The sequence below is a fragment of the Paracoccus stylophorae genome (genome assembly GCF_028553765.1).
In the GTDB taxonomy this organism is placed as follows: Bacteria; Pseudomonadota; Alphaproteobacteria; order Rhodobacterales; family Rhodobacteraceae; genus Paracoccus; species Paracoccus stylophorae.
In genome coordinates this window covers 1-17,519 of sequence record NZ_CP067134.1, presented here as the reverse complement: position 1 = coordinate 17,519, position 17,519 = coordinate 1, and the positions used below count along the sequence as shown (strand labels likewise).

11 protein-coding genes are annotated in these 17,519 nt (G+C 67.2%); 4 read left to right on the top strand and 7 right to left on the bottom strand.

Going from position 1 to position 17,519, the window contains the following annotated elements; all coding sequences use genetic code 11:
• Nucleotides 1–25: 25 nt before the first annotated feature.
• Both JHW45_RS00055 and JHW45_RS00050 read right to left on the bottom strand, forming a co-directional pair.
• A complete protein-coding gene (locus JHW45_RS00055) occupies nt 26–2,110 on the bottom strand; it encodes a hypothetical protein (RefSeq protein ID WP_272858947.1) in 2,085 nt (694 codons plus the stop codon).
• 105 nt (nt 2,111–2,215) lie between these two features.
• On the bottom strand, nt 2,216–5,515 hold the full coding sequence (locus JHW45_RS00050; RefSeq protein WP_272858946.1) for a beta strand repeat-containing protein: 3,300 nt from the start codon (nt 5,513–5,515) through the stop codon (nt 2,216–2,218).
• A gap of 569 nt (nt 5,516–6,084) precedes the next feature.
• Between JHW45_RS00050 and JHW45_RS00045 the strand changes: the two genes are divergently transcribed.
• The 3 genes from JHW45_RS00045 to JHW45_RS00035 all read left to right on the top strand — a co-directional run bounded on the left by JHW45_RS00045 (nt 6,085) and on the right by JHW45_RS00035 (nt 9,061).
• On the top strand, nt 6,085–6,804 hold the full coding sequence (locus tag JHW45_RS00045; RefSeq protein ID WP_272858945.1) for a helix-turn-helix transcriptional regulator: 720 nt from the start codon (nt 6,085–6,087) through the stop codon (nt 6,802–6,804).
• The gene (locus JHW45_RS00040; RefSeq protein ID WP_272858944.1) at nt 6,782–7,288 is read left to right on the top strand and encodes a hypothetical protein; all 507 of its coding nucleotides are present in this window, start codon (nt 6,782–6,784) and stop codon (nt 7,286–7,288) included. Before JHW45_RS00045 ends, JHW45_RS00040 begins: the two co-directional genes overlap by 23 nt.
• Before the next feature lie 81 nt (nt 7,289–7,369).
• Entirely contained in the window at nt 7,370–9,061 is a 1,692-nt protein-coding gene (locus tag JHW45_RS00035) for a hypothetical protein (RefSeq protein WP_272858943.1), read from the top strand.
• 19 nt (nt 9,062–9,080) lie between these two features.
• On the opposite strand, the gene gyrB is transcribed toward JHW45_RS00035, so the two are convergent.
• Nucleotides 9,081–11,516: a DNA topoisomerase (ATP-hydrolyzing) subunit B gene (gene gyrB / locus JHW45_RS00030; RefSeq protein ID WP_272858942.1), complete on the bottom strand. Its 2,436-nt coding sequence runs from the start codon at nt 11,514–11,516 to the stop codon at nt 9,081–9,083.
• 162 nt (nt 11,517–11,678) lie between these two features.
• On the opposite strand from gyrB, the gene JHW45_RS00025 reads away from it, so the two are divergent.
• On the top strand, nt 11,679–13,205 hold the full coding sequence (locus JHW45_RS00025) for a phospholipase D-like domain-containing protein (RefSeq protein WP_272858941.1): 1,527 nt from the start codon (nt 11,679–11,681) through the stop codon (nt 13,203–13,205).
• Here the strand turns inward: JHW45_RS00025 and JHW45_RS00020 are convergent.
• The 4 genes from JHW45_RS00020 to dnaA all read right to left on the bottom strand — a co-directional run bounded on the left by JHW45_RS00020 (nt 13,202) and on the right by dnaA (nt 17,519).
• Complete coding sequence (locus JHW45_RS00020; protein WP_272858940.1) at nt 13,202–13,837, bottom strand: LysE family translocator; 636 nt, start codon at nt 13,835–13,837, stop codon at nt 13,202–13,204. The genes JHW45_RS00025 and JHW45_RS00020 overlap by 4 nt on opposite strands.
• On the bottom strand, nt 13,834–14,916 hold the full coding sequence (gene recF, locus JHW45_RS00015) for a DNA replication/repair protein RecF (RefSeq protein ID WP_272858939.1): 1,083 nt from the start codon (nt 14,914–14,916) through the stop codon (nt 13,834–13,836). The genes JHW45_RS00020 and recF overlap by 4 nt, the downstream gene beginning before the upstream one ends.
• Nucleotides 14,913–16,031 (bottom strand): DNA polymerase III subunit beta, encoded by a 1,119-nt coding sequence (gene dnaN / locus JHW45_RS00010; RefSeq protein ID WP_272858938.1) that lies wholly within the window; start codon nt 16,029–16,031, stop codon nt 14,913–14,915. The genes recF and dnaN overlap by 4 nt, the downstream gene beginning before the upstream one ends.
• Nucleotides 16,032–16,130: 99 nt before the next feature.
• A complete protein-coding gene (dnaA, locus tag JHW45_RS00005) occupies nt 16,131–17,519 on the bottom strand; it encodes a chromosomal replication initiator protein DnaA (RefSeq protein ID WP_473087553.1) in 1,389 nt (462 codons plus the stop codon).

Here is a 17,519-nt window from a genome sequence, read left to right as displayed (position 1 = left end):
ACTCCTCGCGTCACACAAAAAAAACTCAGGCAAGCACGCCTTGCATCACATCGACGCTGGCGCCGCTGTCGTAATCGGCCGTCGGCGCGATCGCCTCCATGGCGTCGTCCATTCTGGCCATCTCGTCGTTCAGGAAGGCCGCGACGGCATCGTTGGTCAGTTCGGCCATCCGCACGCCGTCCGCCGGGGCGTCGTTGTCGAACCATTCCGCCTGATGGATCAGCGCGTCGTCATAGACATTGCCGCCCGCCATGATGGTGGAATCGATGCCGTATTCGGTGACCGTGGCGGTGTTCACCAGCGCGTTCGAGCCGGCGATCAGCGCCGCCTCCGCCTGGAAATCCGCCTGCAGGCTGGCCATGTCGGCCAGCATCTGATCGGCGTCGCCGACGATGTTTTCCTGTTCGAACACGTTGATGCGGATCAGATCGCCGTCGATCTGCAACGCCAGGACCTCGTCCTTGCCGGCCATCAGCGGGTCATGCGACAGGTTGCTTGCCAGCGTATCCCGGCCCGCCGCCAGATCGTCGGCGGCGCGGGCGAAACCGTCGGTCATCTGGGCAAAGCTGTCGATGCCGTGGGTCTGGATCGTCGCCTGGTTGAACAGCAGATTGTCGGCCAGCGAGACATCAGTTCCCGCCGTGTTCCCGCCAAGGGTGGCGACGCTGTCGCTGTCATGCAGGACGTTCTTTTGCGAGACGATGGTGGCGTCGATCATGTCGCCGGCCACGAAGATCACGTCGAAACGATAGCCAAGCTCGTTCAGGACGGTCGAATTGACGGCCTCGTTCTCGCCCATGACAAGCATGGTCGTCTGCGCCGAGAACGTCACCTCGGCCCGGTCGAAATCGGTGATGTAGTTGACCTGCTTGACCCAGTTCACCTGATACAGCGTCGCCTCGATCCGGAACAGGTTCCAGTCCTCGGGCAGGGACGCATCGCCGCCGGCCCCGCTGCTGTCGGCGGGCGACGGGCTGCGCAGGATCTGGGCGATGTTGACGCCGGTCGATTCCTGCGTGACGGGCTGGCCGTCGATGCTGTCATGTTCGACCAGCACGTTGACCTGACTGATGGCGTGGACCTTGGCCACGTCGCCGCGCACTACGATCACCGAGGCGTCGATCCATTGCGAGGCGACGCCGACCTGGTTGATCGCGGTGTTGGCGCCGGTGACGACATGGTGGCCGGCATCGGGCGAGGGATCGTCGTCGCGCCCCGGAAAGTCGCGGGAAAAATCATGCGCGGCCGGATGGCTCGTCTCGGCCTCGCCGTCCATGCCGGATGTGGTGCGGATCACCGTGCCGCCGGTTTCGTCGCCGGAGGCGTCCGGACCCTCGGTTTCCGCGTCGTCGTCGGGGCGAAGATAGGCGGGCAGCAGGTCGGTCCAGACCGGCACCTCGTCCATTGCCACGCCGTTGACGATGCTGCCCGATGCGGCCTCGGCGCGAAGGACATGGATCTGGATGGAAGGCGGGGCGGCATCGGCCAGCGTGGATGCGGCATCGAACTGCGTCAGCACGGCATCGGTGAACGACATCCAGCCCGACATCGCGGGCATGTCGGGCACGTCGAACCCGGAAAGCGCATCGGCTGCGGTATGGGTCAGGTCCAGCGCCGCGTGCAACTCGGCCGGATCGACAAAGTCGCCGCCCAGCCCGTTGGACAGGAAATCGTCGTCGTTCAGCCCGATGAATTGCAGCGTCACCGCGACGACGCTGCCCGGCCCGACCGCAAAGAAGGTCGCGCCCGCAGGCGGGGCCGAGACGGTCGGCATCGGCACCGCGGCGACCGGCGTTTCGGGAACGCCCTCAACAACGGTCGCACCGAAGGACAGCGGCAGGTGCGGGGCGGAATAGGCGTAATCGACCAATCCGCCCACATCCTTCGCCGGAATCGGCGTGACGCGATAGGCAAGGCCGGGGTCGTAATCGGGGATGCTGTGGCCGATCAGCAGCTTGACGCTGATGCCGGGGATGCCCTCATCCCCGGTGTCGGGATCGCGCGCTCTTTGGAATTCCAGCAGGTCCTGCCGCAGGCGGTCGCCATCGACGATCAAATCCAGCAGCCCTGCAAAACGGCTTATCGCCTGCGTGGCCGGGTCCAGCGTCATGGTCCTACCGTCCTTGCCTGTTGCGTGCCGCAACCCCGTGCAGGGGCGTGCGGACGAAAAATGGACGAGGCCGGATGATCCGGCCCCGCCCGTGGTTCAGTGCTGTCAGCCTTCGTCTTCGCCGACATAGGTCGAGCTGAACGAGCCGCCGACGACATTCATGTCCACGGTGTTGCCCAGCACGTTGGCGCCCATGACCACGTTCATGTTGAACGCCGCCTGGTCGACCGCGGCTGCCGCCGAGGCATAGGATTCGCCGGTGACGAAGCCATCGTCGCCATTGCCCGAACCCCAGCTTCCCGCGTCGCCGCCGGCGCCGCCGGCACCGTTGGCAGCCGAGCCGCCGTCACCGCCCCAGACGCCGCCATTCGATCCGGCACCGCCGATCGTCTCGCCGCCCATGGCCGCGCCGCCGGCGCCGCCCATGGCCGTCGTTTCGACATCGCCGGACAGACCGCCCGTGGCCGAGGTCATGCCGGTCGCCGCGCCGTTGCTGGTCGCTTCGCTGTTGGCATCGCCCGCGCCGGCCGCACCCGAACTTTGCGTGCTGTCGACATCGGACGTGGACTGGGCCAGCGCCTCGGCAGCCAGGTCGGACAGGCCGCCATAGCCACCCTCACCGTCCGCATAGCCGCTGTTGGTGCCGTTCACGGTCGAATCGGTGTCCGATCCGGCATCGCCGCCATTGCCGCTGTCGGCGCTGCTTGTCGCGGTGTCGGCGCTGCTGGCCATGCCGCTGGCAGTGCCGTCCGCCGCGCCGCCGGCGCCGCCCGTGGCCGTCGAGGACGAGGTGCCATCGGCTGCCGCGTCATCGTCGCTGCTGGCGGTTCCGGCCGCACCTGCCCCGGAATCCGAGTCGGTGCGGGCATTGGCGGCGCTGTCGGCGTCGTTGTCGGCGCGGCCGCTGCCCGCCCCGCCATCGCCCGAATCGCCGTCATTGCGTCCGGTGCCGTCCGCGCTGGCATCGTCATCGGTCCGTGCGCCGCCTTCGCCGCCAGCGCCGGATTCCGCGCTGTTGGTTCCGGTGGCCGTGCCATCGGCGTCGTCATCGGTCCTGCCGCTGCCGTCGCCGGCCATGCCGGACGTGCCCATGCCGGTGCCGGTGCCGGTGCCGGTGTTGGTGTTCGTGCCGTTATCGGCCGAACCCGCCCCCGTCCCGCCCGAAGCGCCGTTCGCCGAGCCCGTGCCGCTGCCATTGGCAGAGCCGGTGCCGTTCGCGGTGCCGTTGGCGTCGTCATCGGTCGATGCCGTGCCCTCGGCCGCCGCACCCGACATGCCCGTTCCGCTGCCGGTGCCGCTGCCCGTGCCGGTATTCGGCCCGGTCGCGCCCGACCCCGCAGCGCCGTTGCCGCCGGTATTGGCCGACGAGGCCGTGCCGCTGCCCGATCCGGTTCCGGTGCCGTTCGCAGTGCCGGTTCCGGTGCCGTTGGCCGTGCCCGGACCGGCCGTGCTGGAGCCTGCGCCGCCGCTGCCGCCGCTGCCATCGGCATCGCCGTCGGCCGTGGCCGTGCCGCTGCCCAGGCCGCCGGCATTCGCACTCGAATCCGCGTCGGCCCAGCCACCGGCATCGCCGCCGGTCGAGGAGGCATCGTCATCGGTGCTGCCCGATCCGTGACCGCCCGCCAGGGCAGCGCCAAGACCGTTGCCGTCACCGCTGGCATGGGTGCCCGATCCGATGTGGCCGCTGCCGCCCGTGCCATCGGCCTGCGAGTCGGCATTCGCCTCGCCATAGCCATCGGCCGCCACATCGACATCGCCGCTGTCGCCGCCGGTGCCATCGGCATCGCTGTCGCTGCTGGCGCTGGCATCGTTATCGACGTCGTTCTGCGCATCGCCCGACACATCGGCCGAGGCATCGGCATCGCCCGAATCGCCGCCTTCGCCATAGGCGTCCGAGGCGTTGGAATTGGCGCTTTCGCCGTTTCCGTCCGCGTTCACCTCGCCCGAATCGCCGCCGCTGCCTTCGGCATAGCCGTCGGTCTCGGCGCTGGCCGAGGTGTCGCCGTCGCTGTCGGCATCGCCGCCATCGCCGCCATTGCCGTCGGCGTCGCTGTCGGTCTGGGCGCTGCCTTCGACCGCGACATTGCCGTCAACGTCGCCGCTGTCGCCGCCGGTTCCGTCCGCGTCACCGTCGCTATCGGCGTCGCTGGTGGCATCGACGTCGCCGTCGATATCGCCGCCGCTGCCGCCTGCGGCGGTCACGCTGGAGCCGGACTGCGCAGCGGTGTCGGTGGCCGACGACGAGTCGGTGTCGCCGTTGTCGCCGCCGTCATTGTCGGTGCGCGCGCGGGCCTGGTTGTCGCCCTCGACCGAGGACCGGCCATCGGCATCGCCGCTGTCGCCGCCCTCGTCATAGGATTCGGCCGCGGCCTCGCCCGACAGATCGCCCGAATTGCTGGACGCGACGCTGCCGCCGGCCCCGCCTTCGCCATGCACGTCCGAATCGGTGTCGGCGCTGGAATCGGAATCGTTGTCGGCATCGTTGTCGCCGCTGTCGCCTCCGTCCCCGGTTGCGCTGGAATCGACATCGCCCGCGTCCACGTTGTGACCGGTGGCACCGGCACCGCCGGCATTCCCGCTGATCCCGCCGGTCGTGTCGGTGTCGCCCGAATCGCCGCCCGTGGTGTCGGCATGGGCGTCGCCGCCAGCCGCATGTCCGCCGGTCGCATCGCCGCCGGCACTTTCAGCGCCGCTGCCGCCGATGCCGCCATTGGTGTCAACCGCGATCCCTTCGGCGGCATTCGCCTCGCCGCCTTCGGCATGCGCGTCCTGGGCGAAGTCGGCATTGTTGGAAACCGACGGATTTTCCAGATAGTCGTTGTCTTCCAGCCCGATCGACTGGGCATTGACGAAGCCCGCGTCGTTGCCCGCGCCAAAGCGCGCGCCGGTCAGCATGTCGCCCGTGGTGATGTCGTGGCCCGGGTTGTAATTGACATTGCCGTCCGCGATCAGCAGATCCTCGATGGTGCTGTCGGTCAGGTCGAAATCGGCGAAATCGTCATCCGTCGGCATGGCATCAAGGCCGACCGCCACATCGACGTCGACATCGACATCGACGTCCACATCGCTGTCGGCATTGCTGCTGCTGGACGAATGGCCGTTGCTGTTGCTGTTGCTGTTGCCGGACGAATTGCTGGTGCTGCTGCTGTCGCTGCCCGAATCGCTGGTGCTGTCGCTGCCGCTGGTGGCATCGCTGCCGCTGCTGCTGTCCGAATCGCTGCTGCTGGTGCTGTCGCTGCCGGAGATCGCCTCGGCGTCCGAATCCGAGCTGCCGGACCCGTTGTCCATGTCGCCGTCATCGTCGCCGGGATCTACCTGCAGGATGCTTGCGGTGTCGGCATCCGTGTCGGATGTGCCGCCAACCTCTTCGATGTCGAAGAGAAAATTGTTGTTTCTGGTCGTCATGTCTTCCTCACTTCGATTGAGGCAGACCGCCCTCCGCCAGTCATGTCAAAAGCGGGATGAAAGCCGTCTGCATGTGGTCGTCGCTTGATGAAAGCACCGGGCTGTCCAGCCGCGATGCGGTTCGAGGAATGCTGGTCCGGCACCTCCTTTCCGTTCCGTTTCCGATATGTCGTTACGCCAGGTTCGCGAATAAGCCCTATTTGTCTGGCAGGCCGCGAAACCCGGTTTCCGCAACCTTACAGTCGCATCCGGAAAGAAATCCGCATATCCGGACAATGCGTCACGCCCATAGGATCAGGTCGCGCGCCATGGGTATTAGTCCCTTCGGTCAGGGTCACACGCATAGGCAGAATGGATTGCGGAATCTGCAATAAATCCTGATATGGCCGCAAGTTATGGCGCGCGGGTTGCACCTGTTAATTCAGCCTGTGGTCACGAAAAAACTGGAAATGCCGGCGCAGGAAGGCTAGCCTGTATCCGCTAGGGGGGAGTAGCGCTTTGGCGCATATAAACGGTTAGGGCAATTCAATTGCCTTTGGTTTTCTTGGGGGGTTACTGAAATGACTGTGATGTATAACGGCGCAGGGCCGGCCGACGGCGCTGATTTGCCGGTTGTGGTATTCGTCGGGTCCTCGTTTCAATTCTCGGACAGATTATTGAAACTGTTGAAACACGATTTTGGCGATATTCATTTCGAGCGTGTGACCGATGCGAATATCGTGCTTGCGCATGAAACGGCGCCGCGTGTCGTCATTATCCATGAAGACGTTGAAAATCTGGAAAACATGATCGAGATTTTTCAGCGCCGCCTGCCCGACACGCAGACTGCCGTGGCCTGCAGCGGGGCCAGCGTGATCGACCGGCTGAACGCCGTTCCGCGCCACGCGCCGGTCAGCGCGCTGCGAATGGATGCGCAGGTCGATATCTGGTTTTCGATCCTGCGACTGCTGCTGTCCGGCTATCACTATGTGCCCGTCGAATCGGCTTCGCGGGGATCGGGGCGAGCGGTCCAGCCGCAGGCCGATCCGGTGGCCGAGACGCCCGAACCCGATTCGCGCGGCGGCGAGCGGCTGACCCCCCGCGAGCTTGAGATCCTGCCGATGATCGCCGAGGGCGCGCAGAACAAGACCATCGCCGACACGCTTGGGTTGTCCATCCACACGGTCAAGCTGCACAGCCACAACATCTTCATCAAGCTGGGTGTCCCGAACCGCACAGGTGCCGCCAACTGGTATCTGTCGAACCTGGCCGACAGGGTATTGGCCCATGCAGATCCAAGACAGCGCTAGGTCGGACGAGTTCAACGACTTCCTGCTGAAGATCGGAAAGCTGAACTACAGCTGGACCAATACCGAAAGCCTGCTGATCCACTTCATCGCGGGTCTGGCCGGGTGCGACAAGGAAACGGCCGTCATCATCTTTCTGACGCTGAACACCGCGCGCGCCCGGCTGGACCTGGTCGAGCGTCTGGCAAAGATGCCACGCGTCAAGCCCGAGGAACGCGACGCCGTCCTGGCCCTGGGCCGAGAGATGTCGCGCCTGTCCGGGCTGCGCAACCGCTATAACCACTGCATCTATGCGTTCGACCCCGAAAACGGCAGCACCAGCACGATCCTGATGCGCATCGCCGACCGCAAAAGCGGCATCCGCGTGGGCCAGATGAACCCCATCGACACCGATGCCATCGCCGAGATCGACGACACGCTTGTCCGGCTGGCCGAGCTGAACAGCCGTTTCTGGCAGACCGCGCGCCGGTTCGGATATCCGCTGTGACCCGGGCGTTCGGCGCGGGACGATGAGTGCGAAGATGGTGTCGGGGCCGGTTTGTTCAGTGCAATGCGTAAAGGGTTCGCCGTGGTACAGCCCGAGGCTTGCGAAACGAAAACCGCCATTCCGCCGCAGCTGAGCCGCGCATTCCGTGCGCCGGCGGCCACGGGCGATCTGTATCTGTCCGCCGGATGCCGCGCGGCGCTGGCCCAGCTTGACCGGGCGGTGGCGTGGGGATTGCCGCTGATCCTGCTGACCGCCGCGCCCGGCACCGGCAAGACGGCGCTGATCCAGTCATTCGCGGAACGCCATGCAGCAGCGACGCGGAAGGGCCCGGTCTGTCACACCGCCAATCGGCCCGGCGATCTGGCGCAGGCATTGGACGCGATGGCGTCGGATGGGCCGCAAGATCGGCTTCTGATCGTCGACGACGCGCAGGCCATGACGGCAACGCTGTGCGAGCGGGTCGCCTGCATCGCGTCCGCGCGTCCCGGTGCCGGCCTGGTTCTGGTCGGGGACGACAGCCTGCCCGCCATGCTGGCGTCGGCGCAGATTGATGGCGAACCGGATCCGCACAACATCCGCCTGCACCCGCTGACCCCGGACGAGATCCCGGCCTATCTGCGGCAGCGGCTGTCCGCAGCGGGCTATTCCGGCGATGCGGAGCTGCCCTTCGACCGCGATGCCTTGCGGATGCTGTTCGACCTGTCGGAGGGCGCGCCGCGCTTTGTGGACCATTTCGCCGAACGCGCCCTTTACGAGGCGGCGCGGGACGGGCGCGATTGCGTCGATGTCGAGTTGCTGCGGGCCAGCGTGCTGGACCCGGGCACCGCCGAGATCGGCCTGCCGGTCACGCGGCCAAGCTGGGACAGGAAGAACCCGGACAAAACGCCCGCCAAGGACCCGCCGCCGCGACTCGCTGCCGCTGCCGCTGCAGTCGCGGCGGACGGAACGCTGCGTGCCGATCCGGCGACGGCGATCCTGTCGCGCAACCCGGACCGCCGCGGCGGGCCGACGGTGCTGCTGCTGATCGCGGGGCTGTCCGCCGCAGCCATCGGCAGCTATGTTCTGTGGCCGCGCCCCCTGCCGGCTGACGGGGAAGCCCTCGCGCCAACGGTGGCCGCCACGGCGGTCGAGGCCGCGTTGGACACGAGCGCCGACACTGCGCCCGCGCCCGAACCCGCGCCCCAACCCGCGCCACAGCCTGCCGCGCCGTCGCTGCCGCCGCCTGTCTCCGTCACGCCAGAACCCGATCCGGCGCAGTTGCTGTCGCGCGCGCTGGCGGCCGAGCAGGCGCAGATCGGGGACGCGGTCGTGGATTACGAACTGGCCGCGCTGCAGGGCAACGCGCGCGCCGCCTATTTCCTGGGCCAGCTGTTCGAACTGGGGCAGGGCGTCGCGCGCGATCTGCCACGGGCGCAGGCGTGGTACAGCGTGGCGATGGATGTGGGCGGCGCCGAGGCCCGGCAGGCGGAACTGGCCGAATTGCCGATCGACGCCGGGCCAACCTCCGCGCCCGTTCCCCACCGGCACACGGTCTTTGCGTCCGGGCGCATCTCGCTGCACTGGCGCCGTGGGGTGCAGGGCCCGCCGCCGCAGCGCTATCTGCTGGAATATGTGCCGGCGGGCGGCGACGGCACAGTCGTCGAAGCCCAGACCACGCTGTCGGCAATGCTGTTGCCGCGTCCGGTCACGCGCTGGCGGGTGACCGGCCTGGACGGGCTGGGCCGACAGGCGGGCGCGACGGGTTGGTCCCGCGCGATTCCGCCGCCGCGCTAGGGCCGGCGCGCCTGCGCGGTCAGATGTCCAGATTGGCGACGCTGAGCGCGTTCTGTTGGATGAATTCGCGGCGCGGTTCGACCACGTCGCCCATCAGCTTGGTGAACAGATCCTCGGCTTCGGACACGTCCTCGATCCGCACCTGCATCAGCGTGCGCGCGGCCGGGTCCAGCGTGGTTTCCCACAGCTGGTCGGGATTCATCTCGCCCAGACCCTTGTAGCGTTGCAGCGACAGACCCTTTTCGCCCTCCATGAAGATGGCGGTCAGCAGGCTCAGCGGGCCGTGGATCGGCTGGTCGCGATCCTTGCGGATCAGCCGCGCGGGTCGGGCATAGATATCCTGCAACGCCTGCGTCATCTCGGCCAGCCGCCGGCTTTCGGCGCTGCGCAGCATCTGGCCGTCCAGAACGCGCACCTCCTCGACCCCGCGCAGGGTCCGCGACAGGCTGATGCCGCCATCCTGCGTCGGCCGGCCGATCCAGCCGCGTTCGTATTCCGCCGCGATCATGTCCAGCCGGGCGGCGATGTCGTCGGCCACGCCCTGCGCGTCGGCGTCGATCCGTCCCGGCACCAGCGCGCCCGCAATCGCGGCCTGTTCGATGATATGGGGCGGATAATGCGTCGGATAGGCGCGCAGGATGCGGCGCACGACCCGCCCTTCCTCCACCACGCGGGCCAGGTCGTTGCCGCTGATATCCTCGCCCGATCCAAGGCGCAGCGCCGCCCCCTCGATCCCCTGCTGGACCAGGTAATCCTCCAGCGCGGCCTCGTTCTTCAGATAGACCTCGGACCGGCCGCGCCCGACCTTGTACAGCGGCGGCTGCGCGATATACAGATGCCCGCCCTCGATCAGTTCCGGCATCTGGCGGAAGAAGAATGTCAGCAGCAGCGTGCGGATATGGGCGCCGTCCACGTCGGCGTCGGTCATGATGATGATCTTGTGATAGCGCAGCTTGTTCAGGTCGAACTCGTCGCGGCCGATCCCGGTGCCAAGCGCGGTGATCAGCGTGCCGATCTGGTCGCTGCCCAGCATCCGGTCGAACCGCGCCCGTTCCACGTTCAGGATCTTGCCGCGCAAGGGCAGCACCGCCTGATTCTTGCGCGACCGGCCCTGCTTGGCCGATCCGCCGGCGCTGTCACCCTCGACGATGAACAGTTCCGACAGCGCCGGGTCCTTTTCCTGACAGTCGGCCAGCTTGCCGGGCAGGGACGCCACATCCATCGCCGTCTTGCGCCGGGTCAGTTCGCGCGCCTTGCGCGCCGCCTCGCGCGCCAGCGCCGCCTCGACGATCTTGCCGACGATCTGGCGGGCTTCGGGCGGGTTTTCCTCGAACCATTCGGACAGTTTCTCGCCCACCAGCCCCTCGACCGCCGGACGCACCTCGGAGCTGACCAGCTTGTCCTTGGTCTGGCTTGAGAATTTCGGATCGGGCACCTTAACCGACAGCACGCAGGTCAGCCCTTCGCGCGCGTCGTCGCCGGTGAAATCGACCTTCTCGCGCTTGGCGATGCCGCTGTCCTGGGCGTATTTCTGGATCACCCGCGTCAGCGCGCCGCGAAACCCGGCCATGTGGGTGCCGCCGTCGCGCTGCGGGATGTTGTTGGTGAAGGGCAGAACCGATTCGTGATAGCTGTCGTTCCACCACATCGCCACCTCGACCCCGATGCCGTTCTTTTCGCCGGTGATGAAGATCGGCTCGGCCATGACCGGGGTTTTCGAGCGGTCGAGGTACTTGACGAACTCGCGCACCCCGCCTTCGTAGAACAGTTCGGTCGTCTGCACCTCGGCGTGGCGCGCATCCTCAAGGATGATGCGGACGCCGCTGTTCAGGAAGGCCAGCTCGCGCAGCCGGTTTTCCAGCGTCTTGAAGTGATAGTCCAGATTGCTGAACGTGCCGTTGGGGCTGGTTTCCCTGGACGAGGCAAGAAAGCGCACCTCGGTCCCGGTTTCGCCGCCCGCATCGCCCACGACGCGCAGCGGCTCGACCGTGTCGCCGTGTTCGAACCGGACGAAATGTTCCTTGCCATTGCGCCAGATGCGCAGTTCCAGCCAGTCCGACAGCGCGTTCACGACCGACACGCCGACCCCGTGCAACCCGCCCGAGACCTTGTAGCTGTTCTGGTCGAACTTCCCCCCGGCATGCAGTTGGGTCATGATGACCTCGGCCGCGCTGACGCCTTCGGATCTGTGCATGTCCACGGGGATTCCGCGGCCATTGTCGCGCACCGACACGCTGCTGTCGGCGTGGATCTTGACCTTCACATAGTCGGCATGACCGGCCAGCGCCTCGTCGATGCCGTTATCGACCACCTCATAGACCATGTGGTGCAGGCCGCTGCCGTCGTCGGTGTCGCCGATATACATGCCAGGCCGTTTGCGCACCGCCTCCAGTCCCTTGAGAACCTTGATGGAATCGGCGCCGTATTCGGCGGGATGCGGGGCTGCGTCGGTCATGTGAAATCGTTCCTGTCGTTCCTGTGTCGATATATGCCGTCGCGGCGGCAAAGTCACGGCAAAGACACGATTTTTCCGGGCGACGGGTCGTGATTGCCGGTTTTCTTGCGTAACCCCCGCCCGGCGTGAAAGATTGCGGATACCCGGTGGCAGGAGCGTGCGATGACATGGCTGAAATGGCTTGTGGCGGGTCTGCTGGTCCTGATCCTGGCGTGGCTGGCCGGCCGGCTGCTGTTTTCGGTGCCCGACACGGCCGACAGGGTGCCCGAACAGGCGCTGTCGGCGGATGCGACGACGCAACTGGGACAGCGCGCGGAAGAGGCGCGGGGCCAGCATCCCGGCGAAAGCGGCGTCATGAAGCTGTCCGACGGGCGCGCCGCGCTGCGCAGCCGGTTGCGTCTGGCCGACGCCGCCGAACGCAGCATCGACGCGATGTATTACATCTGGCACGACGATGTGTCGGGAATGCTGCTGCTGGATGCGCTGCGGCGCGCGGCGCAGCGCGGGGTGCGGGTGCGCCTGCTGCTGGACGATAACGGCATCGACGCGATGGACCCGGTGCTGGCGGCGCTGAATGCCATGCCGACCTTCAACGTGCGGCTGTTCAACCCCTCGACCGTGCGCCGGCCGAAATGGCTGGGCTATGTGCTGTATCCGCTGCGCATGAACCGCCGGATGCACAACAAGGCGTTCATCGTGGACGGCGCGGCCGCGATCGTGGGCGGGCGCAATATCGGCGATGAATATTTCGCCGTGGGCGATGTGCCGGGCTATCTGGATCTGGACGTTCTGGGCGTCGGCAAGGTGGTCGCCGACACGGTCGAGGTGTTCGACGAATACTGGAACAGCCAGCCGGTTCTGGCGCTGGAACAGGTCGTTGCCGGGCAAGGCGATATCGGCGCGCTGGACCGGGCGATGGCGAACCTGCCCGCCGCGTCCGAGCTTGAGGGCACCGCGGCGGAACGCCTGCGCCAGGGACAGGCCGTGCTTGAATGGACCGACGTGCAGGTGATTGCCGACGATCCGGCCAAGGGCGTCGGGCGCGTCGAACGCAGCGGGCTGATGATCGCGCGTCTGGGCCAGATCCTGCGCAAGGTGGACCGCAATCTGGACCTGATTTCGGCCTATTTCGTGCCGGGGCGGACCGGTGCCCGGTTCTTTGCCGAGCTGGCGCAAAGCGGGGCCGAGGTGCGTATCCTGACGAATTCGTGGCAGGCGACGGATGTCCCGATGGTTCATGCCGGTTACGTCAAGTATCGCCGAGAAATGCTTGAGGCCGGGGTCAAGCTGTTCGAGCTGAAACCGTTGCCGGACGTGCCGCAGGGCCGGGCCGAGCTGGGATCGTCGGGCCTGTCGGGCGGGTCGCTGCATGCCAAGACGTTTTCGGTGGACGATTCGCGGATCTTCATCGGCTCGTTCAACTTCGATCCGCGCTCGGCCCTGCTGAACTGCGAGATGGGGTTTCTGATCGACAGCGACCGTCTGGCCGCCACCGGCGCCCGGTCGATGACCGACCGGCTCATCCCGCGCAGCTTTCAGCCGGTGCTGACGCAGGACGGGGCGATGATCTGGCGCTCCGAAGGGCCGGACGGGCAGACGCACCTGATCGCGCACGAGCCCGGTCTGGGGCTGCGCGACCGGATCGCCGTCTATGTGCTGAACGTGCTGCCCATCGAATGGCTGCTTTAGCCGTTCACGATCCGCTCGGCGGCCAGGACGCAGCCGACCGCGATCAGCAGCCCGCCCGAGACAAGGTTCATCCGGCGCAGCCCGGTGGGCGTGGCGATGCGGGTGCGGGCGGCGGCCACCGCCGCGCCCATGCCCAGGTTCAGCAGGAACGGGATCGTGGCCGACATGGCGACGATGACCAGCACGTCGGGGGTGCGGATGCGGGCGATGTCGAAGAAGCCGGGCAGCACGCCCACATAGAACAGCGCCGCCTTGGGGTTGCCGGCGATGGCCAGAAGGCCGGCCGAAAACCCGGCCCATCGTCCCCGCCGCGTCAGCCTGCTGTCGCGTTCGACGGGGTGTTTCGCCTGCCGCAGCAGCATCAGCCCCATGCCCACAAAGACCGCTGCCGCGATCCAGCGCAGCGCGATCATCAGCGCCGCATGCTGGCCCAGCACGACCGACAGGCCGAACATGGCGATCAGCGGCCAGATCGCGTCGCCGATGGCCACGCCCAGCCCCAGGGGCCAGACGCCGCGAAACCCCGAGGCCAGCGCCCGCGCGATGATCGCCACCCAGACCGGACCCGGCGTCAGCCAGATCGCGACCATGGCCCCGGCGTAAAGCCACACCGATTCGGGCGTCAGGGTCATGGCGCACCATCGCGCAGGCGCGAAGCGCCGTCATGCTTCGTGATCTCCAGCAGCCGGACGCGGTCCTTGAACGCGTCGAACAGGTCAGATCCGGTGCCGGTCAGCATCGTCTGGGCGGGCAGCAGGCATATCTGGTCGTAAAGCTGCGCGCGCCGGTCGGCGTCCAGATGCGCTGCCACCTCGTCCAGCAGCAACACGACCGGCTGGTCCGACAGCGCGCGCGCATTGGCCAGGATCAGCGACAGCAACAGCGCCTTCTGTTCGCCGGTCGAGGACAGGGCGGCCTGCATGTCCTGCGGCCCCCAGCTTGCGCCCAGATCGGCGCGGTGGGGGCCGGTCAGGCTGCGACCGGCGGCCAGATCGCGGGGCCGCATCGCGGCCAGCCGGTCGGCGATGCTGGCCGCGTCGGGATCGTCGGCCTGCCCCTCGCCCGGCAGCAGGACCAGCCGCGCGGCCGGAAAGCCGGTCGCGGCCTCGTCCTGCGCGGCCATGATCCGGTCCAGCGCCTCATGCCGATTGCGCGTCAGCGCCGCCCCCGCCTCGGCCATCTGCGATTCCAGCGCGCGATACCATCCGGCATCGCCGATCTGGTCGCGCAGCAGGCGGTTTCGTTCGCGCATGGCCTTGTCATAGGTCAGCGCGACATCGGCGTGATCGGGCACAAGGCTTAATGTCACGCGGTCCAGAAACCGGCGCCGGGTTTCGGGCGGATCGGTCCACAGCCGATCCATCGCCGGCACCAGCCAGACGATGCGGATCAGCCGGCCCAGGGCGGTCTGCACGGCCGGCTTGTCATCGACGGCAACGCTGCGGCGCGCGCCGGGCGCGGCTGAGGTTTCCACCGCGCGGTCGCCGATCTGCGCCCGGATGCGCCAGCCTGCATCCTTGCCCTGACGCGCCTGTTCGGCCGGCGGCGCGCCGCGCAGCCCGCGCCCCGGCGCCAGCATCGACACCGCCTCGAGGATGTTGGTCTTGCCCGATCCGTTCGCGCCGAAGATCGCCACGGGTTGCCGGTCCAGGTCCAGGTCCAGCCGCGGCCAGGACCGGAACTGCGCCAGCGAAAGCCGCGTCAGCGTCACACGCGCATCGGCATGACGACATAGACGGCGCTGTGATCGCTGCCCTCGCGGATCAGCGCCGCATCGCCCGAGCCGTTGAACAGGAACACCGCGTTGTCGCGATCGACCTGACTGGCGATTTCCTGCAGGTATTTCGCGTTGAACCCGATCTCCAGCGGATCGTCGGCATAGGCCACGATCAGCTCTTCCTCGGCCGCGCCGGCGTCGGGGGCGTTTACGGACAGGACCAGCTTGTCGGCGTCCAGCGCCAGCTTGACCGCGCGCGACCGTTCGCTGCTGACGGTCGCCACGCGGTCCACGGCGCGGGCGAAATCCGCCGCGTCCACCTCGAGCTTGCGGGAATTGTTGGCCGGGATCACCCGGCTGTAATCGGGGAAGGTGCCGTCGATCACCTTCGAGGTCAGGGTGATCGTGGGCGTGGCAAAGCGCACCTTGGTGTCGCTGACCGACACGGCGATATCGGCGTCGTCGTCATCCAGCAGCTTGCGCAACTCGGCCACGGTCTTGCGCGGCACGATCACGCCCGGCATCTCGGCCGCGCCATCGGGAAGGGGCGCGTCGATCCGGGCCAGCCGGTGCCCGTCGGTCGCCACGCAGCGCAGGGCCGGCCCCTCCTCGGACTGGGCCACGTGCAGATAGACGCCGTTGAGGTAATAGCGCGTCTCCTCGGTCGAGATGGCGAATTTCGACTTGTCGAACAGCCGCCGCAGAACCTTGGCCGGCGCGCTGAAATTCACGCTGTATTCGGTCGAGGCCATGACCGGGAAATCCTCGCGCGGCAGGGTCGCGAGGCTGAAATTCGACCGCCCCGCCTGCACGTTCAGCCGCCCCGCCGCGTCGTCCGAGGTGATGGCGACCAGCGCCCCGTCGGGCAGCTTGCGGGCGATCTCGTTCAGCATGACGGCGCTGACGGTGGTGGCGCCGGGCCGTTCCACCTGGGCGGCGGCGCGGTCCACCACCTCGGTGTCCAGATCGGTGGCGCGAAAGCTGACATCGTCCGCGCCGGCCTCGATCAGCACGTTGGCAAGGATGGGAATGGTGTTGCGACGCTCGACCACCGATTGGGCCTGCGAGACGGCTTTGACCAGAACGGCGCGCTCGATCGAGAATTTCATCGCTTTTCCCTGTCCCTGTCGGCCTTGGGGCCGTTTCCATCGGACATGTTTTGTAACCGCCCGGCAAGGCGGTCACAAGGATTTCGTTCGGGGTCGCGGTCAGGCTTCCAGAAGACGTTTCAGCAGGGCCACGTCTTCGGCCAGGCCGTGATCCTCGGTCACCAGCTCGTCGATCTTGCGCACGCCGTGCATGATCGTGGTGTGATCGCGCCCGCCAAAGCGGCGGCCGATATCGGGCAGGCTGCGACTGGTCAGCTGTTTCGACAGATACATCGCGATCTGGCGCGGCCGGGCAACGTTGCGCGACCGTTTCGGCCCGATCATGTCGGCCAGGCGGATGTTGTAATGTTCGGCCACCTTGCGCTGGATGTCGTCGATGCTGATCTTGCGGTCGTTGGTGCGCAGGATGTCGGCCAGACATTCCTGCGCCACCTCCAGCGTGATTTCGCGGCGCAGCAGGCTGGCATGGGCGAACAGGCGCTGCAACGCGCCTTCCAGCACGCGGACATTGGTGCTGATGCGGTGCGCCAGGAATTCCAGCACGCCGTCGCCGATCCGCACCTCGGGATGCTTGTCGCGGAAGGCGGCGGTCTTGGATTGCAGGATGCCCAGGCGCAGCTCGTAGGTGGTGGGGTGAAGATCCACGATCAGGCCGCAGGACAGGCGCGACTTGATGCGCTCTTCAAGCCCCTTGATCTCGGCCGGGGCGCGGTCGGCTGAAATGACGATCTGCTTGCCCTGATCGACCAGTGCGTTGAAGGTGTGAAAGAACTCCTCTTGCGTGCTTTCCTTGCCGGCGATGAACTGGACGTCGTCCACCATCAGCATGTGCACGGTGCGGAACATGCCCTTGAAATCCATGATCGTGCTTTCGCGCAGCGCCTGCACGAAGCGGTACATGAACTGCTCGGCCGACAGATACAGCACCTGCGCCTGCGGGTGGCGCGACCGGTAATCATGCGCGATCGCATGCATCAGATGGGTCTTGCCCAGGCCGACGCCGCCATACAGGAACAGCGGGTTGAAGCCGACCGGCCCGCCCTCGGCCACGCGGCGGGCGGCGGCGTGGGCCAGCTCGTTCGGCTTGCCGACGACGAAATTGGCGAATGTATAGCGCGGGTCCAGCGGCGCGCACAGATCCGGCCGTCCCGCCGCCTGCGCGGCCGCGGCGGGGCGTGCCGACGGCGCATCCGCGGCATCCGCATCCTGCTGCGCTTGCTTGCGCGGACGCGGCGCGGCGCCGTTCTGGGGGCTGACCTCGAATCGCAGCCGTTCGATTTCGGCCGGCCCGACGCGGTTCAGCTGACCCATGATGTCGCCGGCGAAATGGCGGTTGACCCAGTCCGACACGAACCGCGTCGGGCTGGCGAACCGCGCCACCCCGTCCTCAAGGGCAGTCAGGCGCAGCGGCTTGATCCAGTGGTTGAAGTTGTTGGCGCCGATGCTCTTTTCGAGTTCCGCGCATGCCTGCCCCCAGATGTCGTCCAT